Origin of the sequence: Paraburkholderia kururiensis, assembly GCF_034424375.1 — a bacterium.
GTDB classification, from domain to species: domain Bacteria; phylum Pseudomonadota; class Gammaproteobacteria; order Burkholderiales; family Burkholderiaceae; genus Paraburkholderia; species Paraburkholderia kururiensis_A.
In genome coordinates this window covers 2,680,341-2,701,095 of the sequence record NZ_CP139965.1, presented here as the reverse complement: position 1 = coordinate 2,701,095, position 20,755 = coordinate 2,680,341, and the positions used below count along the sequence as shown (strand labels likewise).

The window sequence follows — 20,755 nt, the reverse complement described above, 5'->3', positions numbered from 1 at the left end:
CGGAACTGCCGCTACGCTTGTGTGGCAGTCGAACCGTCGCCTCGACGGCGGACCAGAAAAGAGAAGTCGCAGGAAGAAGCACGGCAGGCCAGGCGGAAACATCCGGAAAAGGCTGCACGAAAAAGCCGAAAAAAAATTCGGAAAAAATTCGGTGGCAAATTGCTTCTTGCCGATTGATCGGTTATAAAGCGTTGGAATACGGGGTTTGACGAGGGAGGTGAAATATCGGGCCGAATATCCTATCCCCTATGCGCGGCTGAATTCCAGCTGCCATGTAGCATCGCGCTCCTAGAAAAAGAACCGGCATGGCCGGCTGCAAAGAACAGCCGTGAATTGCCGTCATATGCGCGCCGTTACGAATTTCAATTCGCATACAAAGATTAAACGCAGTGTCGAGGGCTAAAATGAAAAAGTTCGCCGGGCGTTTCCTGAGAGATAACAAGGGTGTAACCGCACTTGAATACGGGCTGATTGCGGGGTTGATTGCATTGCTGATCGTGGGCGGGGTTACGACGATCGGCACAAACCTAAAAACGGTTTTCGATACCATCGCGACATCGATCAACACGGCGAAGGGTTCCTGACGCGTAGCCGTCAACGATCCTTATTTAAAGCAGCAGTGCCATTTACACGGGCCGTCTGTCGGCGCGTGGGAAGGGTGCTGCCTGCCGGATCCGACATGAACCCGCTCGTGAGCAGCCTCGTGTTCGCCGCGTGGGCTGCGGCTGTCGCCGTGTGCGACTGCCGCAGCCGTCGTGTGCCCAATGCGCTCGTCGCAGTCGGCCTCATCGCCGCGCTGGCGTTCGCGCTCGTCCACGGCAACCCGTTCGGCCTGACGCCGGCGCGCGCGCTGGCAGGCGCGGTCGTGGGGTTCGTGGCGTTGATGCCGTTCTTCGCGCTGGGCGTGATGGGCGCCGCGGACGTCAAGGTGTTCGCCGTGCTCGGCGCCTGGTGCGGCGTCGATGCGCTGCCGGGCCTGTGGGTGGCCGCGAGTCTCGCGGCGGGCGTGCATGCCGTCGCGCTGCTCTTTACGATGCGCGGACACACGGCCACGTCGGGGCCGCAAACGTCGCATGGCATCGTGTTGCGCGGTACGCGCGGAACGCCTTACGTTGCGTGTCTCGCGGTGCCCGCCATCGCATGGCTTGCGCTGCACACGCTGCATCTGACGGCAGGAGCGGCGCGATGAATTCGCTGCGTACTCTTCGCCCTGTCAAACTTTCCGCCCGCTATATCAAGGCGAGTCCGGACTGCATCTCGCGTCACACGCGCCGGCGCGAGCGCGGCAGCACCGCCGTCGAATTCGCATTGCTGTTTCCCGTGTTCTTCGCCATCGCGTATGCGGTCGTGTCGTATAGCCTCGTGTTCGTCGCGCAGCAGAGCCTCACGCTCGCTTCCGAGGAAGGGGCGCGTGCCGCGTTGCGCTACCAGAAGGCCGCCAACATGAGCGCTGCGCTCGCGGCCCGCACGAGCGCAGCGTGTCTTGCCGCCACCAATGCCGCGAGCTGGCTCGGCAGCACGGCACTGACGTGTTCGCCGCAGGCGCAAAACTGCAGCTACGACAGCACGATGACCTGTGTTCAGGTGCAGCTCTCCTACGACTACAAAAACCATCCGCTCGTCCCGAGCCTGCCGCTCGTCGACTTCAAGATACCGGACGCCATCGTCACGCAGTCCACCGTGCAGCTCAATCCGGAGAACATCCTGTGAGGAACGCCATGCCTGCCATGAACGACCGCTCAGAGAGGAGGCGCGCATGGCCAACCTGACCCGCATCACCGCGGGCGTACTGCTCGTGCTCGCGCTGCTGCTCGCCGTGTTCGCCTGGATGCTGGCGCGTCGTCCCGCTACGCCGCTGCAGGCCACAGTCGCGGCCCATGCGACGTTCCCGGTCGTCGTGGCCACGCAGACGCTCGTCGCGGGCAAACCCGTCTCCGCCGACGCACTGCGCGTACAGATGCTGCCCATTCATCCTGGCGGCGCGTTCAGCGACCCCATGCTCGTCGCCGGCCGCGTGCCGACGGCGGACATCGCGCCGGATTCGCCCGTGCTCGAAACGCAGCTCTCGTCGGGCATCGCCGACAGCATCGCGCCGGGCCAGCGCGCCGTGGCCGTGCGCGTAGACGAATCGAACGCGGTGGGCAATCGCGTGCGCGCCGGCAACGTGGTGGACGTGTTCTTCACGTTGAAGCGCGACGGCGGCATGGGCACGGGGGGCGAGATCGGCCGTACCCAGGCGCGCCTCTTGATGTCGAAGGTGCGCGTGCTCGCGTTCGGCAGCCCCGCGCAGAACGCGTCGGTCAGCACGACCGGCTTCGGTGCCGATCCGAATGGCGTCGCGCGCACGGCCGTGCTCGCGGTGCCCGTTGCCGACGTCGACAAGCTCACGCTCGCGGAAAGCGCGGGCCGGCTCGTGCTCGCGCTGCGCAATCCGAAGGACGACGAGGTGGCGGACGCGTCCGCGTTCGCGCCTTATGCGGGCGTGGTGAAGACGGTGTCGCGCCAGCCGTTGCAAGGCTCTACGCAGGCCGCGGCCGGCGTGGCGCTCGACGAACTCGCAGGCGGCGCGGGCGCCGGCAGCCGCGCACCCGCGCCGGCTCGCGCAGCCCCGGTGCTGACGGCTGCCGCACGCGGCGCCGCGGCCACGGGCGGCGGGCGAGCAAACAGCATCGAAGTGGTACGAGGCGGGCACGCCGAGACGGTGGCGTGGTAACAGCAGCATCGGGGAGACGGAGCCGGATAGCCGGCCCGTGGGACGCCTTGTGAAGATGAAAAGGGCGCCGGTCGAGCAACAGGGAGCGGATGCGGGCGCGCACGCCACGACATCCACGACAACATGACAAAACGCATCGTTAAAGTCGCAGTGGCACTCGGGCTCGCGGGCATGGCGCTTGCCACGCACGCGAAAGACGCGCGCGCGGCGCCGGCCTCGGGCCTCGCCGCCGCGAGCATGCAGCAATCGACCATCGATCTCGCTGTGGGCGCGCAACAGACGCTCGCGGCCGGGCACGCGCTCACGCGCGTGGCGGTGGGCGATCCGTCGGTGGCGGACGTGCTCATCGTGAAGGGCGGGGGCGGCGGCGTGCTGCTCGTCGGCAAGGCCGCGGGCACGACGAGCGTGATGCTCTGGGAGCGCAACCGCGAGACGCCCGTCACCTATACCGTGAACGTCACCACGAACGCGGCCCGCGCGCTGCTCTCCGACGACACGCCGAGCGTCAAGGTGCTGGGCGGCACGGCGCTCATCGGCGGGTCCACGCCCACGCTCGAGAAGCATCAGCGCGCGGTGGTCGCGGCCAACGGCTCCATCGGCAAGGACGGCACGGTGTTCGACACCTCGACCATCGCTACGCGCGCCGTCGTGCAGGTGGACGTGCGCGTGGTCGAGTTCAGCCGCCAGGTGTTGAAGCAGGTGGGCTTCAACTTCTTCCGCCAGAACAACGGCTTTTCGTTCGGCACGTTTTCGCCGACTTCTTCGACCGCGGTCTCCAACAATCAGCTCTCCGTATTGCAGACGCCGATTTCGTCCGCGTTCAACCTCGTGTTCCAGTCGGCCTCGCACGGCATCTTCTCGGACCTGAGCCTCATGGAGAGCAACAACCTCGCGCGCATTCTCGCCGAGCCCACGCTCGTCGCGCTCTCGGGCCAGAGCGCGAACTTCCTTGCGGGCGGCGAGATTCCGGTGCCGGTGCCGCAGGCGCTCGGCACCACGTCGATCGAATACAAGCCGTATGGCGTGGGGCTCACGCTCACGCCCACCGTGCTCTCGCCGCAGCGCATCGCGCTCAAGGTGGCGCCCGAGGCAAGCCAGCTCGACTTCGTGCACGCCGTCACGATCAACGGCATCGCGGTGCCGGCCATCACGACGCGGCGCGCCGACACCACCGTGGAACTGGGCGACGGCGAGAGCTTCGTGATCGGCGGCCTCATCGACCGCGAGACGGCGTCGAACGTTGATAAGGTGCCGTTGCTCGGCGACTTGCCCGTGATCGGCGCGTTCTTCAAGCAGCTCAACTATCAGCAGAACGACAAGGAGCTCGTGATCATCGTGACGCCGCATCTCGTGTCGCCGCTCGCGAAAGGCGCGGCCTTGCCCGCGACGCCGGGCGAGCAGTCGGAGCAGCACGACGGTCCCGTGTGGCGCTCGTTCATCGGCGGCGCGTTCGCGCGCGACGCCGCGCCGGGGTTCTCGCGATGAACGGCGAGACACCACGAGCGCTCGCCGATCGAGAGCGGCGCACGAAGCAGCAAACAAAGCAACACACGAAGCAGTACACAAAGCGGCGCACCACGACGCGGCCGCAGGGAGAAGTCCAACATGAACGCGAGAACGCAGGCTTTGACTGAGCGCGCCGTCGCCGACTATTTCGTGTTCGCGTCGCTGGCCGGCGCGCACGTGGAATGGCTCGCCGACACGCTCGTCGCAGTGGGTGCCGTGGATGCGGTCACGCTCGACCCCACGCTGCTCACGCAGCGCATCGCCGCGCTCAACCCGTCGCTCGTGTTCGTCGACTTTTCGGGCGGTCACGTGGCCGCGGCCAGTGCCGCCGTCGCCGCCGCGCGCGCCGCGTACCCCGGGCTGCAGATCGTCGCGGTGGGGTCGCTCGCCGAACCGGAAAGCGCGCTCGCCGCGTTGCGCGCCGGCGTGCGCGATTTCGTCGATCTGGCCGCGCCCGCCGACGACGCCCGCCGCATCGCGCGCCGGGTGCTCGACCACCTCGTGGAGCCGGTGAGCCGCCACGGCCGGCTCGCGGTGCTGCTCGGCGCGCGCATCGGCATGGGCGTGAGCACGCTTGCCGCGAACCTCGCCGTCACGCTGGCACGCCGCGACGCGGCGCTCGGCCGCCAGGCCGCGCTGCTCGATCTCGGCCTGCCCGCGGGCGACGGCACCTTGCTGCTCAATACGCGCAGCGAATTCCATTTCGTCGAGGCCGTGCGCAACGTGCGCCGCTTCGATCAGACCTTCGTGCACACCGCGCTGTCGCGCCACACGAGCGGCCTCGCGCTCACCACGTTGCCGCCCAACCTCGCGGAAATGCGCGAGGTCTCGTACGCGTCGTCGCTTGCGTTGCTCACGCGGCTGCGCGCGTTCTTCGACCAGCAGATCGTGGATCTGGGCGGCTTCACCAACAGCGAGTTCATCGCGCAGGTCGTGCAGGCCGCCGACGAGACCTGGCTCGTGTGCGACCAGGGCGTGGCATCGATCGTCTCGGCGGTGGGCGTGCTCGATGCGCTGCGCGCCGAGGGCGTGGACACGGGCGGCGTGCGGCTCGTCGTGAACCGCTTCGAGCCGCAGCTCGATCTCACCGCGGCGCAGATCGCAGAGCGTCTCGACGTGGAGCTGCTTGCCGTGTTGCCCGAGCGGCGCGTGGCGCTTGGGCAGGCGGCGAACCGCGGCCAGCTGCTGGCCGACGCTTCGCCGCGCGACCCGTACGTGCGCGCGCTCGAACCGCTGATCGAACGGCTGGGCGGTCCCGCGGCGAGCGCGGGGCTGCCGGGCCGCGCCACGCGCGTGCGCCCGGCGCTCGACGCGCTGCGGCGTCTTCTTCCAACCTCAACGAAGCGGTCATAGACGATGGCAAAAGACATCGAGTTCGCCGACGACACGCCGATGTTCGCGCAGAGCCAGCAGTTCCAGGACATCAAGAACGCGGCGCACGAGCATCTGCTCACGCGCATCGAAGAGCTGGGCGCGGAGTTCGGCCGCTGGTCGCGCAACGCGATCAGCCAGTTCGTGGATCTGGAGATGGACAGCTTCGTGAGGCTGCGCCGCATTCCGATCAACGAGGCCGAGGTGCGCCAGATTGCCGAGGCGCTCACCAAGGAGCTGGCGGGCTTCGGGCCGATCGAAGACCTGCTCAACGACCCGGTCGTGGAAGACATTCTCGTGAACGGCTACAGCGATGTGTACGTGTCGCGCCACGGCATGCTTACGAAGATCCCCGTGCGCTTCGCCGACAACGCGCATCTCTTGCGCATCGTGCGGCGCATTCTCGCGCCCATCGGGCGGCGGCTCGACGAATCGAACCCGATGGTGGATGCGCGGCTGCCCGACGGCGGGCGCATCAACGTGGTGATCGAGCCGCTTTCCATCGACGGTCCAGTCGTCTCCATCCGCAAGTTTCGCAAAGACCCGCTGCGTCCCGACGACCTGCTCGGCAACGGCACCTACAACGCCGAGATCGGCGCGCTGCTCGAAGCCGCGGTGGCCGCGCGCTGCAACGTGCTGGTGTCGGGCGGCACGAGCTCGGGCAAGACGTCGCTGCTCAACGCGCTCGCGTTCCACATTCCCGAGCCGGAGCGCGTCGTGACCATCGAAGACACGGCCGAGCTTTCGCTGAACCACCCGCACGTGGTGCGGCTGGAAAGCCGGCCGGGCGGCTTCGACGGCACAGGCGTGGTGTCGATTCGCGACCTGCTGCGCAACACGCTGCGCATGCGGCCGGACCGCATCATCGTGGGCGAAGTGCGCGGCGGCGAAGTGCTGGAAATGCTCCAGGCCATGAACACGGGCCACGACGGATCGATGGGCACCGTGCATGCGAGTTCGCCGCGCGAGTGTCTGTATCGCCTCGAAATGCTCGCGGGGTTCGCGGGTTTTCAGGGCACCGAGGCGAGCCTGCGCCGCCAGATCGCCAACGCGATCGACTTCATCGTGCAGATCGGGCGGCTCTCCAACGGACGCCGCCGCATTCTTTCAGTGACCGAGGTCACCGGGCTCGCGGACAACATCATCGCGACGCAGGAGCTTTACCGCTACGAGCCGCTCACGACGCCCGAAGGCGAAGAGGTGGACCAGTGGACGTCGCTCGGCATCCATCCGCATTCGCCGAAGCTCGCGCGCTTCCGCCAGGCGCTGGGGGGCGGGAGCGGCAACTATGGCGGCAACTACGGCGGCGAGCCTGGCGGATTCGGCGGTGGCTTCGGGGGTGGCTTCGGCAGCGACTTCGGCGGCGGACGCGGCGGAGGCTTCCGTGGCTAGCGCCATCGCGCTGTTGATCGGGGCCTTCGCGTTGCTGTGCGCGGCGGTCGCGCTGTTGCTGTGGCGCAGCGGCGCGCAGCGCAGCGACCGTGCGGCCGCGGCGCGCTTCGTGGAGAGCCGGGTGGCGTCGGCGGCGCAGGGCGCGGCTTGGGCGGGACAGGGACCGCAAGCGGCACCGGTGCCGCATTCCGTTCATGCGGCCCATGCGGCGCATCCAGCCCATTCGGGTCAAGCAGCCCGCTCGTCGCCGCGATCCGCTGCCGCGGCGCAGACGCTCATGAGCGCAGCGCCCGGCCGCGGCGCGCCGCTCGTCGCGCGCGTGCAGTACTGGCAGGCCCGCCTTGTCACCGCCATCGACAACACCTTGCGCCGCGCGGGCATCGGCAACGCGCGCATGCCGTTGCTGTGCGTGTCGCTCGGCACGCTGGCGCTCGCCATCTGGGCGTTTGCGCGCGGCGGCGTGTGGGGCGTGCTGGCCACGCTCGCTTTCGTATCGGCGGGGCTCGGGTTCGTCGTGTCGCGGCGCGCGTACCGGCGCCGCGAAAAGATCGTGCGGCAGTTGCCGTCGTTTCTTGACGGCATCGTGCGGCTCATCGTGCTCGGCAACAGCGTGCCGGCCGCGTTTCAGGCCGCGCTGCAAACCACCGAGGCGCCGCTGCGCGAGTGTCTGGACCACGTCTCGCGCCTGTTGCGCAGCGGCGTGGAGATCGACCGCGCGCTCTATCACGTGGCGGGCGTGTACCGCACGCGCGAACTGGAACTGGTGGGCGCCGTGCTGCGCCTCTCGGTCAAATACGGCGGACGCGCGGACATCATGCTCGACCGCATGGCGACCTTCATGCGCGACCTCGAACAGGCGGGCCGCGAGCTGGCCGCGATGTCCGCGGAGACGCGTCTTTCGGCCTGCGTGCTGGCGTTGCTGCCGCTCGCGATAGGCGGTTTTCTCGTGCTCACGAACCCGAAGTACTTCGGCTCGATGTGGTACGACGAGGCGGGGCGACGGCTCGTTTTCGTCGCCTTCGGACTGCAGGCGTTCGGTGCGTGGATGCTGTACCGGCTCACGCGTCTGCGGAGCGGAACATGAGGAGCCGTGCATGAGGAGTCACGCATGAGCGCCGGGTCGCTTTTTGCCGCCGCGCTGGTGCTGGCCGCGCTCGGCTGCGCGCTGCTCGCGGCGCATGCCGTGGTGCGGCTCGCGGGCGCGAGGCGCAGCGCGCGCACGCTCGCGGTGGCGCTCGAGGCGCGGGCGGCGGCTGCGGCGATGGCGTCTTCGTCTGCTGCGGCTGCTGCGGCTCAGGTGGCGGCGCGCATGGGGGCGGGGACAGCGGCCGGGGCGGCTGCCGGTGGCGGCACGTCGGCGAATTCGACCGTGGGTGCAGGTTCGGGCGCAGCGGCGCGTGCCGGCGCGGGTATGGCCACAGGCGTCAATGGCATGGTGGGCATGGCCGGCCCCGGCGCTCGGGCCGCCGACCGGACGACTGCGGGCACCAACAACCGCCCGCGATCGCGCGGCCTTGCCGCGTGGGTCGAGCGCCTCGCCGATGCGGGCGTGCGCTGGCTCGATACGCCCTTCGGCCGTCAGGCCGTAGCGGACGAAGAGCGACGTCTGCTCGAACAGTGCGGCTTCGTGGATGCGCGCTCGCGCGGACTCTTCCTGATGGCGCGCGTGGCGTCGGCCATGGTGGTCGCGGCGTTCGCCGGCTGGTTCATGCACGGCGGCGTGGCCGCGTTCGACTGGATGGGCAGCAGCGGCGTGACGGGGCTCTTCGTGCCGGCCGCGGGGCTCGTGCTTGGCTTCATGGTGCCGAAGCTCTACGTGCAGCGGCGCGCCGCCGGCCGCCGCCGCGCCGTGGTGGACGAGCTGCCGATGCTGGTCGACCTGCTGCGCCTGCTGCAAGGCGTGGGCCTTTCGCTCGACCAGAGCCTCCAGGTGCTCGTCAACGAATTTCGCGGCGTGCTGCCGGTGCTCGCGGGCGAACTCGAAATCGCACAGCGGCAGTTCACGGCGGGACGCACGCGCGAGCAGTCGCTGCAACGCGTGGCCTCGAGCTACGACAACGAGGACCTGCGTGCCGTCGTGCGGCTCCTGATCCAGGTGGACCGTCACGGCGGCGCCGTGCAGGAACCGCTTCGGCAGTTCGGCGACCGCCTGCGCGAAGTGCGGCGCGCGATGCTGCGCGAGCGCATCGGCCGGCTCACCGTGAAGATGACCGCCGTGATGATCCTCACGCTGCTGCCCGCGCTGTTGATCGTCACCGCAGGGCCGGGCGTGGTTTCGGTCACGCATTCGCTGGTGTCGGTGCGACCGCACCGGTAGCGCGGCGTACGAGGGAATCGCGCATGGGAAAGAACGGCAAGGAACGAGGAGAGCCGCGCCATGAAGGAAGCGTCATGAACTACGTCAGCGAGACACTGCGCCGCGCGCTCGCGCTGGCCGCCGTTGCGCTGCTGGGCGCCTGCGCCTTCAAGGAGCAGGGCTACGGCGTGGGCGCGCAGGCCGAGCGCGAGGCGAAGCTGCAGCAGGCGAGCCAGCCCGCGCCCGACACGCCCGGCATGTACCTGGGCCTCATCGACCGGATGCAGGCGCAGGGGCTCTACTACGCGTCGCTGGCGCACATCGACGCCTACGAGAAGCAGTACGGCGCTTCGCCCGAGTCGATCCTGCTGCGTGCCGATGCCTTGCGCGCCACCGGCCAGCCGGCAGCGAGCGCGGAGGCCTACCGGCAACTGCTCGCCACGCCGCTTGCCGCGCGCGGGCATCGCGGGCTGGGTTTGCTGGCGGGCGGCGCGGGCGACTTCACGCGGGCGGCCGCGGAGCTTCAGGAGGCGGTGCGCCTTGCGCCTACCGATGCGTCCACGCTCTCCGACCTCGGCTATGCGCTCCTGCGCAGCGGCGACGTAACGGCCGCGCGCGTGCCGCTCATGAAAGCCGCGGAACTGGATCAGCACAATCCGAAGATCGTGAGCAACGTCGTGCTGTTTCTCGTCGCGGACGGACAGAACGCCGAAGCGCAGGCCGTGATGAAGCAGCAGAACGTGGCGCCCGACGTGCGCGCCGCGATCCGCAGCGACGCCGCGAAGGTCGCCCAGGCGAGCCGCCTGCGCCAGCGCGCGGCGGCGCGTGCGCATCTTTCGGAGACAGGCAGTGCGGGGCACGGCGACATGGGCGGTGTCGAACGCGCGGCGGCCGGCGAGAACGTGCCGATGGCGAGCATGCAGATGGGACAGTCGGGCCAGTCGGGCATCGACGTCGCGCCGCGGTTGTTGCAGCGCTTTTCGCAATAGCGCCAGTATGCGGCCTGGAAAGAACGAGCGCGCATACGCGTGCAGGTACGAGCGCAGGTACGAGTGCAGGACGGGAGGAAAACATGAAGACAACTGATCGGCACGCGCGTAGGGCAAGTGCCGCGCCGCGCGCCCGGGCGGGCGTGCTTTCTGCGGCGGCGTCGGCGTTCGCTTTGGCAATCGTGCCGGGGTTCGTTGCCGGCACGGCCCACGCGCAGGAGAGTAGCGGCGTGCTCCCCGCTCAGGCCCAGGCAACGACGAAGGCCGCCACGAAAGCCAACGCCCGGGCCAGCGACATCGGCCCCGCCACCTCGGCCTGGCTCGCGCTCCAGCGCAGCAACGCCGCGGCTGCGCCCGCGCAGCCCACGCCCGGCGCCGAAGCGACGCTCGCCTATCAGCGCTACCTCGAATCGTTCAAGTCGAAGATTCCGGAGCGCTTCGATTCGTCGATGGGGCAGGGCGGCAATGGCCTCGGCATGCTCGTGGGGTACGGCGGCGCGCCGTCGTCGAACTGACATGCCGGCTGGCTGCGTTCCTCGTCGGGTACCGCTGCGCGCCGCTCACCGCGGCCTGCGCAAGCAACGCGGCGCCATCTCGATCCTCGGCCTTGCGTGGATGCTCGTGGCGGTGGCGGCGCTGGGCGCCATCGACGTGGGGAACGTCTACTTCGCCCGCCGCGCGTTGCAGCGCGTGGCGGACATGGCCGCCATCGCGGGCGCGCAGACCGTGTCGAGCGCGACCGGATGTGCGGCCGCCACGGCCTCGGCACAGGCGAACGCCAACCAGGGCAACGGCCTGCCGTCCACGGGTACGGTCACGGTGACCTGCGGGCGCTGGGACCCGTCGTCGAACACGTTGCAGCCGTACTTCGGCACCACGGGCGCGCCGCTCAACGCGGTTCAGGTGACGGTGTCGCGCCAGGTGCCGTACTTCTTCGTGGGCCCGGCGCGCGAGGTGCAGGCCACGGCCATCGCGCAATCCACCAACATCGGCACGTTCTCGCTCACCACCACGCTTGCCACGCTCCAGGGCGGCCTGCTGAACAGCCTGCTGGGCGCGTTGCTCGGCACGAGCCTCAATCTCGACGTCGCCTCGTATCAGGCGCTCGCTGCGGCGCAGATCAAGCTGGGCGACCTTGCGGCCGCCGTAGGCGCGGCGTCGGTGAGCGAGCTGCTCGCCACGCAGTTGCAGGTGCGCGACCTCGCGAGAGCGATGGTCACGGCGCTCGCGGCCGGCAACGTGGCGAGCGCGAGCGCCACGAGCGCGCTCGGCTCGCTCGCCGCGTCGATTCCCTCGGGGCCGTCCATCAACGTGGGCAACACCGCGGGTGCGGGCAATCCGCTGCTTTCGGTGGGGCTCGCCGACGCGCAGTCCGCCGCGTCGGCCACCGTCAATCCGCTCGACATGCTGCTCGTGGCCGCCGAGATCGCCAACGGCCAGTCCACCGTTAATCTGGGCGCGGCGCTGAACCTGGGTCCGCTCGCCAACGTCACGGCGCAGGCGCGCATCCTGGAGCCGCCCGTGATCGCGGTGGGCGAGGCGGGGCAGGACGCCGCCGGCAACTGGCGCACCACCGCGCATTCGGCCGAGGTACGGCTCTATCTCGACGTCAGTCTGCTCAATATCGATCTTGGGCTCGTCAACCTGACGGCGCTGAACCTGCCCGTGTACCTGGAAACGGGCGGCACCGGCAACGCGCGGCTGGAAAGCACGCGCTGCACGGCGTCGCAGGCCACGAGCCAAAGCACGATCGGCGTGCAGCCCGGCGTGCTAGGCGTCTGCGTGGGCGGCAACGCGGCCGCGAACTTCACGAACTACAGTCTGCCGTCCAGTTGCACGCAGCCGGCGGCGCTGACGACGCTGACCGTAGGCATTCCGCCCGCGGCGTTGAGCGTGGCCGTCAACGTCGGCAACCCGACGAACAAGACGGGGCTGCAGCTCCAGCTTGCGCCTTCGACAACCGGCTACACCTCGCTCAACTTCAACGGCGTTGCCGGCGACAGCGACGACTACCAGTCCGTCAACTCGAACGCCGTGGGCAGCGCGGCGGGCGGCCTGCTGACGCAGCTGGCCGCGCAGTTGCCGAACTCGATCTACGCGACGCTCAACGGCGTGAACATCACGTCGGTGGCTGGGGTCGTGCTCGCGCCGCTGCTCGATCTGCTCGTTGCGGCGCTCACGCCTGTTCTGAATTCGCTCGACGCGCTGCTCGTGCCGCTGCTGCAACTGCTCGGCGTGCAGATCGGCGTCGCCACCGTGCACGACAGCGGCTTGTCGTGCGGCGAGGCTCAACTGGTTTATTGACATCCACCCATGAGAACCCCCACCAAAATCGAGGAACTCGACGTCTACGTCTGGGAAGGCAAGGCGGACATCGTCGACCGGGTCGCCCGCTGCATGGCGAGCTTCGACGTCGAGGTGATCCGCGCGGACGACATCGCCATCTCGCCGGAGCGCTCGGCGCTGCGGCCGTCGCTTGCCATCATCAGCGTGAGCGTGATCGATTCGGGCGCGCTCGTGCTGCGCGACTGGCAGGCGGCGCACGGCATGCCCGTGGTGTGGGTCGGCCAGGCGCCGCGTGACCACGACCCGACCATGTATCCGGCCGAGTACTCGCACATCCTGCCGCTCGACTTCACCTGCGCCGAACTGCGCGGCATGATCTCGAAGCTCGCGCTGCAACTGCGCGCGCATTCGGCGCAGACGGCGGCATCGGACGCGCTCGTCGCGAGTTCCGAATGCATGCAGGCGCTTCTGCACGAAGTGGACACCTTCGCGGATTGCGAAACGAGCGTGCTCGTGCACGGCGAGACCGGCGTGGGCAAGGAGCGCATTGCGCAGCTGTTGCACGAGAAGCACTCGCACTACGGCAAGGGGCCGTTCATCGCCGTGAACTGCGGGGCGATTCCCGACGGTCTCTTCGAGTCGCTGTTCTTCGGCCACGCCAAAGGCTCGTTCACGGGCGCGGTGGTGGCGCACAAAGGCTACTTCGAGCAGGCCGACGGCGGCACGCTCTTTCTCGACGAGATCGGCGACCTGCCGCTCTACCAGCAGGTGAAGCTGCTGCGCGTGCTCGAAGACGGCGCGGTGACGCGCATCGGCTCGCCTGCGGCGGTCAAGGTGGACTTCCGGCTGGTCGCGGCGACCAACAAGAACCTGCCGCAGCTCGTGAAGGACGGCACCTTCCGCGCCGACCTCTACTACCGGCTCGCCGTGATCGAACTCAAGGTGCCCTCGCTCGAAGAGCGCGGCGCGGTGGACAAGATCGCGCTCTTCAAGGCGTTCATCGCGACCGTGGTGGGCGCCGAGCGGCTCGCGGCGCTGCCCGACCTGCCTTACTGGCTCGCCGACGCGATCGCGGACATGTACTTTCCCGGCAACGTGCGCGAACTGCGCAACCTGGCCGAACGGATCGGCGTGACGGTGCGCCAGGTGGGCTCATGGGACGCAGCGCGCCTGCAGCGGCTGATTGCGCTTGCGTGCAGCACCCAGCCCGTGCCCGCCGAAAGCGCCGCCGAGGTGCTGGTGGACCGCAGCAAGTGGGACATGGCGGAACGCAACCGCGTGCTGGCAGCCCTCGACGCGAACGGCTGGCGCCGCCAGGACACGGCGCAGTACCTCGGCATCAGCCGCAAGGTGCTGTGGGAGAAGATGCGGAAGTACCAAATTTTCGAGGAGGAACCCGAAAGTCGGGAAACTGAGTAATAATGACCCCCGAATTGTTAAAACTAAAACTGTTCGATCAGGGGTTACATGGACCAGAAGTCAAAACTTCGACAGATCGCGCTCGTCGCGATGTTGACAATCGGGGGAGTGCAAGCCGGCTGCGCGCAGACCGCACCGGCTGAGAGCGGGGCAACGGCGACGGCGGGGGCCGTCGAGTCTCAACCGGCTGTGCCGGCGCCCTTGCCGGCAGTGACGCCGGCTGCTGCGTCGACCGTTGCGGCCGCGAGCGCAAACGATTCCGCGACCGAAGGCGGCAATGTGGCGGAGCTGCAACGTATGATCCACGGCCCGGACCTGGCCGAACTGCGCACCACTTACAACGGCAGCTACGGCGCAAGCCTCTTGTTCTACGCCAAAGAGATGACGTACTACGTCGCGCTGTTCCAGCAGAAGACGTTCTGGCGCGTCATCAAGACCACGGACGAAACCCGTGCCGAAGCCATCTACCGCGACTTCGCGCGGCAGACGGTGCAGCTTTCCGACGTCGAGATTCGCCGCACGCGGCTCGAAGCGCAGAAGGCGTTCACCGAACGCCTGATCGCCCTGCAGCAGATGCGCGCGAACCGTCTCGAGGCCGACCTCACGGTGGCGCGTCAGCAGCAGGCCGCCGTGGCGAGCCAGCAGAAGGAAACCCGCCAGCAGGCGAGCACGCTGCAGAACCAGAAGGCTGCGGCGCAGGAGCAACTGCGCGCAACGCAGCATCAGGTGCGCGACCTCCAGCGCCAGCTGGAAAGCGGCTTGCCGACGCGCTGATCGCGGCGTCCGCATCGGGCGTGACGGCTGCGGCGGTGCATGCCGCAGCCGGATCCAACGTGTGCAGATTATTTTGGCGCGCCGGTCGGCGTGCCTTTTGTGCTTGTGCGCCTGGCGTCGGGCATCCGCGCGCAGGCGGGCTCGCTGCTCCTTCGGGCGGTTCACGCCATACGGCTCGCCTGGCCTACGGCTTGTGCTTCTGCTTTTCCGGCGGTTCCGCGGGATCGACGGCGATCGGGTCGCTGGCGGGGAACGTCTCTTCGAGCGCCTCGTCGAGCCGCTCGTCGGCCGGCTCGACGGGATGTGCCGCGTCGGGGTGCGGCTGGTCGGTCTGCGGCGTGGATGGAGCGGGCTTCGTCATGGCGTTCTCCGGGCATCGGTTGGTCCTGAGAAGCATAGTTCAATGGTGCGCAGGGGGTAGCCGTGCCGGCCCCACACCTTCCGATGCCATCTGGGCGTGGGGCGCGTCAAAACATCGGATGAAAGCCAAACGCAAATGTCACGCTCCACGTTTATCGTGAAAGGCGAGCAGGACTTTCAGCGTCTTGCCGGCATTTGCTTCACCGCAAAGTTGGCCGTCAATTCTTACATTGAGGTTACGGCTGTACTAGCCTTGTAGAGGCCTGCCACAGGCCGCCGCATTTCTACAATTTCCCGTTACGACATTCGTCTTCGGAGTGTCGCGGATGCGGCACGCATCGTGCTCTTTCTCCGCACACAAACAAGGTGCACGTCTATGGAAACAGCCCGAAGGGAGCGGATGCGCCGCATCCACGCCTCACATCTGGTCGAAGCCGAGCTGGAACATCTGGAGTGGGCCACGCGTCAGCCGATGCGGCGGCCCCTGAGCGCCGGCTATTGGCGCCGCCGGGTACTGGCCGTCAAGACCGACTTCGAACTCACCCAGCAACAGGACAGACGGCTCGAGATGCTGCTCGCGCGGCTCGACAACACGCCTGTCTAGCGACGTGCGGCGCCGTGCCTGCCGGTGGCCGCAGGCACGGGTACATACGCTTCGCGCGGATCACCTCAGCACGCTGCAGATCCTCATCACATCATCGTTTCGAGAGCAAAAGCGTTGCGTCCATGTGCGCAAAGGGCGCCGCATGCGGGCGCCCTTGGGCAAATTCGGTCCGATGACGTCATGTGGTGGCAACGCGACAGGCACATCGCAACCCGAAGCGCCTGTCGCGCCGACGGCCGATTACTCGTGACCGCCGGAGTGGCCGCCGCCGTCGCCGTGGCCGCCGCTGCCGCCGTTACCGGCATTGCCGTAAAGCCTGCGGCGGCGCGTGACGACCACTGGTCCTTCGGACGACGACGTACGCTCGGCGCCGGGTGAGGGCGCGCCGGTCGAGCCTTGCGCGTCGCGCGGTTCGCGCGATTCACGCGGGCCGTGCATGCCATGCGGGCCACGAGTGCTGCCATGCTCGCCGTGCGACGGGCGACCCGTGCGCGGCCCGGGGCGCGTGCCCGTATCGAGCTGGATGGTGGAAATGGCGCGCTTGTAAATGCCTTGCAGGCCGACGGGCGTGCGCAGCATCACTAGGTACTGATCGAACGACTCGATGCAACCCGTCAGGCGAATGCCGTTGACGAGGTAAATCTCCACGCGCTTGCGTTCCTTGCGCGCGGCGTTCATGAAGTCGTTTTGCGGATGCGATTCTGCGGAAGGCATGGATGTTCGAGGCGGGCGGCGCAACGCCGCAGTAATGGGAAAACGATTGCTCGCCGCGATTCTACCCTGTGTGGGGCGAGCGCGTGCTGACAGACCAAACACGCCCACTATAGACGCTTGCGCCAGCATGCGCACTACACGAGCGTCATGTTACTTCCCGTTACCAGCGACGAAAGGCGGATCGCCTGGAATAAACGTGCGTCGCCGCGCGTTCAGGTGAGAGGCAGCGCGCATCCGCGGCTGCCTTTCCTGCCCACCGACATCGCGACACGTGCGGCGTTGCCGCCGCCTGCCGCGAGACGTCTTTCGGAGACGACCCATGAAATCGCCGCGCCTTTTCTCTCTTTTCGTGATGCTCTGCGCGCTTGCGCTGTCATCGCTGGCCACTGCCTGCTCGACGGGCAGCGACATGAATTCCGGCAGCAGCGGTCAGTCGAGCGGCAGCAGCGGCGGTTATTGACGAGCCGCGATGTGCTTCGCCGTCCGCCGCAAGACTTCGAATCCGAAGTCGTCAGCTGGTTGCCGCAGGTGCGCCGTTACGCACGTGCCCTGACAGGGGACGCGGCGTGGGCCGACGACCTCGTGCAGGACACCGCCGAGCGTGCGCTCTCGCGCTGGTCCGCGTTTCGTCCGCATAGCAATCTGCGCGCGTGGCTGTTCACGATTCTGCGCAATCTCTACGTGGACCAGCTGCGTGGCCGCCGCGAGTTCGCCGTCGATGACGAAAGCGCGCCCTGGCGCAACCTGGAAGCGCCGCGCAGCGAGGTGGATGGTCTCGTGCTGCGCGACGTGGAGCGCGCGCTGTACTGCCTGACCGTCGAGCAGCGCGAGGTGTTGCTGCTCGTCGGTGTGGAGGAACTCAGCTACAGCGAGGCGGCCGCCGTGCTCGGGGTGCCGGCCGGCACGGTGATGTCGCGGCTCTCCCGCGCGCGCGAGCATCTGCGCATGCTGCTCGCCGCCGGGCCCGCGGCGCGGCCCTGCACGTTGACCGTAGTGAGCAATTCGCGATGAACAACGACGACCACAGCCACGGCCGGGGCCACGCCAATCACGCCGACCCGCCCGCCGACGCGCTCGATGCCCGCGCCTTGCAGGCGTTGTCCGCGTTCGTCGATGCGGAGCTGCCGCCCCACGCGCGCACCGAACTCGAGGCACAGCTTGCCGCCGACCCCGAAGCGGCGAGCCGCGTGGCCGCCTACCGCGCGCAGCGAAATGCGCTGCGCGCGCTGTGCGCGGTGCAGTCCGGCAAAGCGAACGATGAAGCGGCCTATGTCGTGCTGCGCGCGCGCACGCCGTGGTGGCAGCGCGCGGGGCTGGCCGCGTGCTGGCTCGTCGTGGGTGCGGGGCTGGCCGCGACGCTCGCGACCGTGGTTCCGCCGCTCTTCCAGCATCACGACGACTACGGCAAGCCCGCCGCGTTCGCGCAGCGCGCCGACGTGGCCTACGCCGTCTATTCGCCGGAGCAGCGTCATCCCGTGGAAGTGGGGGCGGACGATCAGGCACAGCTCGTTGCCTGGCTCTCCAAACGGCTCGAGCGGCCGCTCTCCGTCCCCTCGCTTGACGACTACGGCTATACGCTCGTGGGCGGCCGTCTGCTGCCGGGCGAAAGCGGGCCGGCCGCGCAGTTCATGTACGAGAACGCGGCCGGCACGCGGCTCACGCTCTACGTGACGGGCGCGAAGAACCAGACCGCCGCGCTGCGCACGTTGCGCGAAGGCGAGCGGCGCACCATCTATTGGATCACCGACCGCACCGGCTACGCGCTCTCCGGGCAACTGCCCGAAGGTCGCCTGCATGCGATCGCCGTGGATGTCTGCACCGCGCTCGGCGGCAAGCCGGACCAGTGGTGACGTGCGAAACATCGCGTAATAGGGCCCGCAACAGTCGCGCCGGGATGCCGGAATAGCGTGAACCCGGCCAGACGTTTACGACGTGCAGACCCGGCCTCACGGCGCGCGACCGTGCCGACGCGAACGCGCTTCGCAACATTGCTTCAGCGAGGCAGCGCCGCGCGCATCGCTCACGGCAGTGGCACGCCGACGACAGGCCCGGGCCGTTGCGAGACTCAACCGTCGACGGCGCCGCATGACCCGTGCGTGCAGGTACGCGCCCGTTGACGGTCCTGTTGCAGGACGAACGTCATGCCGAAAACCTTTCCTCGTACCCTGGGATTCGCGCTCGCCGCGACGCTGTACGGTTGCGCCGTGCCGCCGCCGAGCGAGGCCGTGCAACCCGTGGCAGCCGTGCCGCTGAACGACACGCTGTGCCGCACGATCACGACCACAGCCGACATCGACAGCCAGCCGCAAACCGTGCGCGGCACCGCGTGCCGGCAGCCGGACGGCACATGGCAGACGACGGACGCGAGCCCGCCCACCGCCGTCGTCTATCCGGGCCCCTATGCCGACTACTATGATGACTGGTGGTACGGGGCCGCGCCCGTCACGGTGGTGGGCGGCGGATTCGTGTTCTTCGACGGTTTTCATCACCACCATCATGGGTCGTATGGCGGCAGTTTTTATGACCACGGCTTTCACGATCACGGCTTTCATGACCACGGTGGTTTCCATGGCGCCGGCATGCACGCGTGGGGCGGCGGCATGCATGGCGGTATGGGGGGCGGTATGGGGGGCGGGCGGCGCTGACCACGCGCTCCCCATGCAGCCAAGACGCACCCACGACGCCCCACCGTGATCGACGCAACCCGACGAGGCGCAAGCCGCGCTCGCCCCACATGATGCCCACCTTGCCACCCCATGTGTCCGCCGCGCGTTTTGCGCAGGCCCTTGCCGCGTTCGGCGCCGTCGTCGGTGCGAATCAGGTGTCGACGACGCCCGCCGAACTCGCGCGCTACGCCGACCCGTTCGCGCCCGGCGACGGCGAGCGCGCCTTCTCGGCGTCGGCCGTGCTCACGCCGGCGTCCGTCGACGAAGTGCGCGCCATTCTGCGTGTCGCCAACGAGCACAGCATTCCCCTATGGACGGTCTCCACGGGCCGCAACTACGGTTACGGCGGCGCGGCGCCGCGGCTTGCCGGCTCGGTGGTGCTCGATCTGCAACGGATGAACCGCATTCTCGAAGTGAACGAGCCGCTCGGCTACGCGCTCGTGGAACCGGGCGTCAGCTACTTCGACCTGTACCAGCACCTGCGCACGCACGGTTACCGGCTCTGGACCGACCCGCCCGCCGCGGGCTGGGGCAGCGTGATGGGCAACACGCTCGAACGCGGCTTCGGCTACACGCCCTACGGCGACCACGCGGCCACGCAGTGCGGCATGGAAGTGGTGCTCGCAAACGGCGACGTGGTGCGCACGGGCATGGGCGGCATCGATACGGGCACCGCCTGGCAGCTCTATCGCTACGGCTACGGCCCGCAGTTCGATCCGCTCTTCATGCAGTCGAACTACGGCATCGTGACGAAGCTCGGCGTGTGGCTGATGCCGGCGCCGCCCGCGTACTGGATCGTCGAAGTGCAGTTGCCGCGCGAAGACGATCTCGCGCCGCTCGTCGAAACGCTGCGACCGCTGCAGCTCGCAGGTACGATCGGTCAGCATGCCGTGATTGAAGGCGCGATCCGTCGCGCCGCGGGACTCTCGCCGCGCGAGCGCTGGTACGACGGTCCGGGCGCGATGCCCGAAAGCGTCGTGGCGTCGATGACGAAGCAGCTCGGCGTAGGCAGATGGAACCTGCATTTCGGGCTCTACGGCGACCCCGACGTGATGGCGGCGCAGTACCGGCTCGTCGAGCGCGCGTTCGCCGGCCTGCGCGACGCCCGTTTCATCGTGACGAAGTACGCTGGCGACGAAGCGCCCACGGCCGGCGGCGCGCGCAACCGCGCCGGCATTCCCGCGATGAGCGCCTTTCGCATGCTCGACTGGCGCGGCGGCACGGGGGCGCACGTGGATTTTTCGCCGCTCTGTCCCGCCACGGGCAGCGACACCATGCGCCAGTACACGCTCGTGAAGACGCGCGCCGCCGAATACGGCTTCGACTACTACGGCGGCTTCACCGCGGGCGGCCGGCATCTGCATCACATCTTCTCGGCAATTTTTCCGTCCGGAGACGCGCTCCTTACGCAGCAGGCGCGCGACCTCATGCGCGCATTGATGAGCGATGCGCGCGCGGCGGGCTACGGCGTGTACCGCTCGCATCTCGCGTGGATGGACTTCGCCGCCGCGCAGTACAGCTTCAACGACGGGGCGCTGCTGCGCCTTGCCGAAACGATCAAGGACGCACTCGACCCGCAAGGCGTGCTCTCGCCGGGCAAGCAGGGCGTGTGGCCGCGCGCGTGGCGCGGTGCGCGCGGCTATACGTGAACGGGCGGAGCGGGGC

General features: G+C 68.4%; 22 protein-coding genes. 20 read left to right on the top strand and 2 right to left on the bottom strand.

Annotated features, from left to right (window positions below; all coding sequences use genetic code 11):
* Nucleotides 1-404 precede the first annotated feature (404 nt).
* The 14 genes from U0042_RS12145 (at nt 405) to U0042_RS12080 (ending at nt 14,746) form a co-directional block, all read left to right on the top strand.
* A complete protein-coding gene (locus tag U0042_RS12145) occupies nt 405-584 on the top strand; it encodes a Flp family type IVb pilin (RefSeq protein ID WP_114815350.1) in 180 nt (59 codons plus the stop codon).
* A gap of 95 nt (nt 585-679) precedes the next feature.
* Entirely contained in the window at nt 680-1,189 is a 510-nt protein-coding gene (locus U0042_RS12140) for an A24 family peptidase (RefSeq protein WP_114815349.1), read from the top strand.
* On the top strand, nt 1,186-1,710 hold the full coding sequence (locus U0042_RS12135) for a TadE/TadG family type IV pilus assembly protein (protein WP_232833649.1): 525 nt from the start codon (nt 1,186-1,188) through the stop codon (nt 1,708-1,710). Before U0042_RS12140 ends, U0042_RS12135 begins: the two co-directional genes overlap by 4 nt.
* A 46-nt stretch (nt 1,711-1,756) precedes the next feature.
* Complete coding sequence (gene cpaB / locus U0042_RS12130) at nt 1,757-2,713, top strand: Flp pilus assembly protein CpaB (protein ID WP_114815348.1); 957 nt, start codon at nt 1,757-1,759, stop codon at nt 2,711-2,713.
* 123 nt (nt 2,714-2,836) lie between these two features.
* Entirely contained in the window at nt 2,837-4,198 is a 1,362-nt protein-coding gene (locus U0042_RS12125; protein WP_114815347.1) for a type II and III secretion system protein family protein, read from the top strand.
* 120 nt (nt 4,199-4,318) lie between these two features.
* The gene (locus tag U0042_RS12120; protein ID WP_114815346.1) at nt 4,319-5,572 is read left to right on the top strand and encodes a fimbrial protein; all 1,254 of its coding nucleotides are present in this window, start codon (nt 4,319-4,321) and stop codon (nt 5,570-5,572) included.
* A gap of 3 nt (nt 5,573-5,575) precedes the next feature.
* Nucleotides 5,576-6,982 carry a CpaF family protein gene (locus U0042_RS12115; protein ID WP_114815345.1) on the top strand — a complete coding sequence of 469 codons (1,407 nt, stop codon included), beginning with the start codon at nt 5,576-5,578 and terminating at the stop codon, nt 6,980-6,982.
* Nucleotides 6,975-8,066 (top strand): type II secretion system F family protein, encoded by a 1,092-nt coding sequence (locus tag U0042_RS12110; protein WP_198665453.1) that lies wholly within the window; start codon nt 6,975-6,977, stop codon nt 8,064-8,066. Before U0042_RS12115 ends, U0042_RS12110 begins: the two co-directional genes overlap by 8 nt.
* Nucleotides 8,067-8,090: 24 nt before the next feature.
* Nucleotides 8,091-9,299, top strand: coding sequence for a type II secretion system F family protein (locus U0042_RS12105; RefSeq protein ID WP_114815343.1), 1,209 nt, complete (start codon nt 8,091-8,093; stop codon nt 9,297-9,299).
* Between the two features lie 74 nt (nt 9,300-9,373).
* Nucleotides 9,374-10,267, top strand: coding sequence for a tetratricopeptide repeat protein (locus tag U0042_RS12100; protein ID WP_114815342.1), 894 nt, complete (start codon nt 9,374-9,376; stop codon nt 10,265-10,267).
* An 83-nt stretch (nt 10,268-10,350) separates the two neighbouring features.
* Nucleotides 10,351-10,782, top strand: a complete 432-nt coding sequence (locus U0042_RS12095; protein ID WP_114815341.1) for a DUF3613 domain-containing protein — start codon at nt 10,351-10,353, stop codon at nt 10,780-10,782.
* Between the two features lies 1 nt (nt 10,783).
* Nucleotides 10,784-12,571, top strand: coding sequence for a TadG family pilus assembly protein (locus U0042_RS12090; protein ID WP_232833648.1), 1,788 nt, complete (start codon nt 10,784-10,786; stop codon nt 12,569-12,571).
* Between the two features lie 9 nt (nt 12,572-12,580).
* A complete protein-coding gene (locus tag U0042_RS12085) occupies nt 12,581-13,972 on the top strand; it encodes a sigma 54-interacting transcriptional regulator (protein ID WP_114815340.1) in 1,392 nt (463 codons plus the stop codon).
* A gap of 48 nt (nt 13,973-14,020) precedes the next feature.
* On the top strand, nt 14,021-14,746 hold the full coding sequence (locus U0042_RS12080) for a DUF2968 domain-containing protein (protein ID WP_114815339.1): 726 nt from the start codon (nt 14,021-14,023) through the stop codon (nt 14,744-14,746).
* Nucleotides 14,747-14,930: 184 nt separating this feature from the next.
* Here U0042_RS12080 and U0042_RS12075 read toward each other — a convergent pair whose 3' ends face one another.
* On the bottom strand, nt 14,931-15,107 hold the full coding sequence (locus U0042_RS12075) for a hypothetical protein (RefSeq protein ID WP_198665452.1): 177 nt from the start codon (nt 15,105-15,107) through the stop codon (nt 14,931-14,933).
* A 375-nt stretch (nt 15,108-15,482) separates the two neighbouring features.
* Between U0042_RS12075 and U0042_RS12070 the strand changes: the two genes are divergently transcribed.
* Nucleotides 15,483-15,710, top strand: a complete 228-nt coding sequence (locus U0042_RS12070) for a hypothetical protein (protein WP_232833647.1) — start codon at nt 15,483-15,485, stop codon at nt 15,708-15,710.
* Between the two features lie 240 nt (nt 15,711-15,950).
* Here the strand turns inward: U0042_RS12070 and hfq are convergent, their stop codons facing one another.
* Nucleotides 15,951-16,424: an RNA chaperone Hfq gene (hfq, locus tag U0042_RS12065; RefSeq protein ID WP_114815337.1), complete on the bottom strand. Its 474-nt coding sequence runs from the start codon at nt 16,422-16,424 to the stop codon at nt 15,951-15,953.
* 319 nt (nt 16,425-16,743) lie between these two features.
* On the opposite strand from hfq, the gene U0042_RS12060 reads away from it, so the two are divergent.
* From U0042_RS12060 to U0042_RS12040, 5 genes are all read left to right on the top strand, one after another.
* Nucleotides 16,744-16,884: a hypothetical protein gene (locus U0042_RS12060; RefSeq protein ID WP_198665451.1), complete on the top strand. Its 141-nt coding sequence runs from the start codon at nt 16,744-16,746 to the stop codon at nt 16,882-16,884.
* 11 nt (nt 16,885-16,895) lie between these two features.
* Nucleotides 16,896-17,435 (top strand): RNA polymerase sigma factor, encoded by a 540-nt coding sequence (locus tag U0042_RS12055; RefSeq protein WP_114815352.1) that lies wholly within the window; start codon nt 16,896-16,898, stop codon nt 17,433-17,435.
* Complete coding sequence (locus U0042_RS12050) at nt 17,432-18,274, top strand: anti-sigma factor family protein (RefSeq protein WP_232833646.1); 843 nt, start codon at nt 17,432-17,434, stop codon at nt 18,272-18,274. The genes U0042_RS12055 and U0042_RS12050 overlap by 4 nt, the downstream gene beginning before the upstream one ends.
* Nucleotides 18,275-18,565: 291 nt before the next feature.
* Nucleotides 18,566-19,069, top strand: a complete 504-nt coding sequence (locus U0042_RS12045; RefSeq protein ID WP_327205054.1) for a hypothetical protein — start codon at nt 18,566-18,568, stop codon at nt 19,067-19,069.
* Nucleotides 19,070-19,158: 89 nt separating this feature from the next.
* On the top strand, nt 19,159-20,739 hold the full coding sequence (locus tag U0042_RS12040) for an FAD-binding oxidoreductase (RefSeq protein ID WP_114814658.1): 1,581 nt from the start codon (nt 19,159-19,161) through the stop codon (nt 20,737-20,739).
* Nucleotides 20,740-20,755: the final 16 nt, after the last annotated feature.

What these genes read in the sequence shown, in the direction of transcription:
- U0042_RS12060 (WP_198665451.1), top strand. Translation starts at nt 16,744, where the DNA reads ATGAAATCGCCGCGCCTTTTCTCTCTTTTCGTGATGCTCTGCGCGCTT.
- U0042_RS12075 (WP_198665452.1), bottom strand. Translation starts at nt 15,107, where the DNA reads ATGACGAAGCCCGCTCCATCCACGCCGCAGACCGACCAGCCGCACCCC.
- U0042_RS12045 (WP_327205054.1), top strand. Translation starts at nt 18,566, where the DNA reads ATGCCGAAAACCTTTCCTCGTACCCTGGGATTCGCGCTCGCCGCGACG.
- U0042_RS12120 (WP_114815346.1), top strand. Translation starts at nt 4,319, where the DNA reads ATGAACGCGAGAACGCAGGCTTTGACTGAGCGCGCCGTCGCCGACTAT.
- U0042_RS12095 (WP_114815341.1), top strand. Translation starts at nt 10,351, where the DNA reads ATGAAGACAACTGATCGGCACGCGCGTAGGGCAAGTGCCGCGCCGCGC.
- U0042_RS12105 (WP_114815343.1), top strand. Translation starts at nt 8,091, where the DNA reads ATGAGCGCCGGGTCGCTTTTTGCCGCCGCGCTGGTGCTGGCCGCGCTC.
- U0042_RS12090 (WP_232833648.1), top strand. Translation starts at nt 10,784, where the DNA reads ATGCCGGCTGGCTGCGTTCCTCGTCGGGTACCGCTGCGCGCCGCTCAC.
- U0042_RS12145 (WP_114815350.1), top strand. Translation starts at nt 405, where the DNA reads ATGAAAAAGTTCGCCGGGCGTTTCCTGAGAGATAACAAGGGTGTAACC.
- hfq (WP_114815337.1), bottom strand. Translation starts at nt 16,424, where the DNA reads ATGCCTTCCGCAGAATCGCATCCGCAAAACGACTTCATGAACGCCGCG.
- U0042_RS12050 (WP_232833646.1), top strand. Translation starts at nt 17,432, where the DNA reads ATGAACAACGACGACCACAGCCACGGCCGGGGCCACGCCAATCACGCC.
- U0042_RS12080 (WP_114815339.1), top strand. Translation starts at nt 14,021, where the DNA reads ATGGACCAGAAGTCAAAACTTCGACAGATCGCGCTCGTCGCGATGTTG.
- U0042_RS12070 (WP_232833647.1), top strand. Translation starts at nt 15,483, where the DNA reads ATGGAAACAGCCCGAAGGGAGCGGATGCGCCGCATCCACGCCTCACAT.
- U0042_RS12100 (WP_114815342.1), top strand. Translation starts at nt 9,374, where the DNA reads ATGAACTACGTCAGCGAGACACTGCGCCGCGCGCTCGCGCTGGCCGCC.
- U0042_RS12140 (WP_114815349.1), top strand. Translation starts at nt 680, where the DNA reads ATGAACCCGCTCGTGAGCAGCCTCGTGTTCGCCGCGTGGGCTGCGGCT.
- U0042_RS12115 (WP_114815345.1), top strand. Translation starts at nt 5,576, where the DNA reads ATGGCAAAAGACATCGAGTTCGCCGACGACACGCCGATGTTCGCGCAG.
- U0042_RS12135 (WP_232833649.1), top strand. Translation starts at nt 1,186, where the DNA reads ATGAATTCGCTGCGTACTCTTCGCCCTGTCAAACTTTCCGCCCGCTAT.
- cpaB (WP_114815348.1), top strand. Translation starts at nt 1,757, where the DNA reads ATGGCCAACCTGACCCGCATCACCGCGGGCGTACTGCTCGTGCTCGCG.
- U0042_RS12085 (WP_114815340.1), top strand. Translation starts at nt 12,581, where the DNA reads ATGAGAACCCCCACCAAAATCGAGGAACTCGACGTCTACGTCTGGGAA.
- U0042_RS12125 (WP_114815347.1), top strand. Translation starts at nt 2,837, where the DNA reads ATGACAAAACGCATCGTTAAAGTCGCAGTGGCACTCGGGCTCGCGGGC.
- U0042_RS12040 (WP_114814658.1), top strand. Translation starts at nt 19,159, where the DNA reads ATGATGCCCACCTTGCCACCCCATGTGTCCGCCGCGCGTTTTGCGCAG.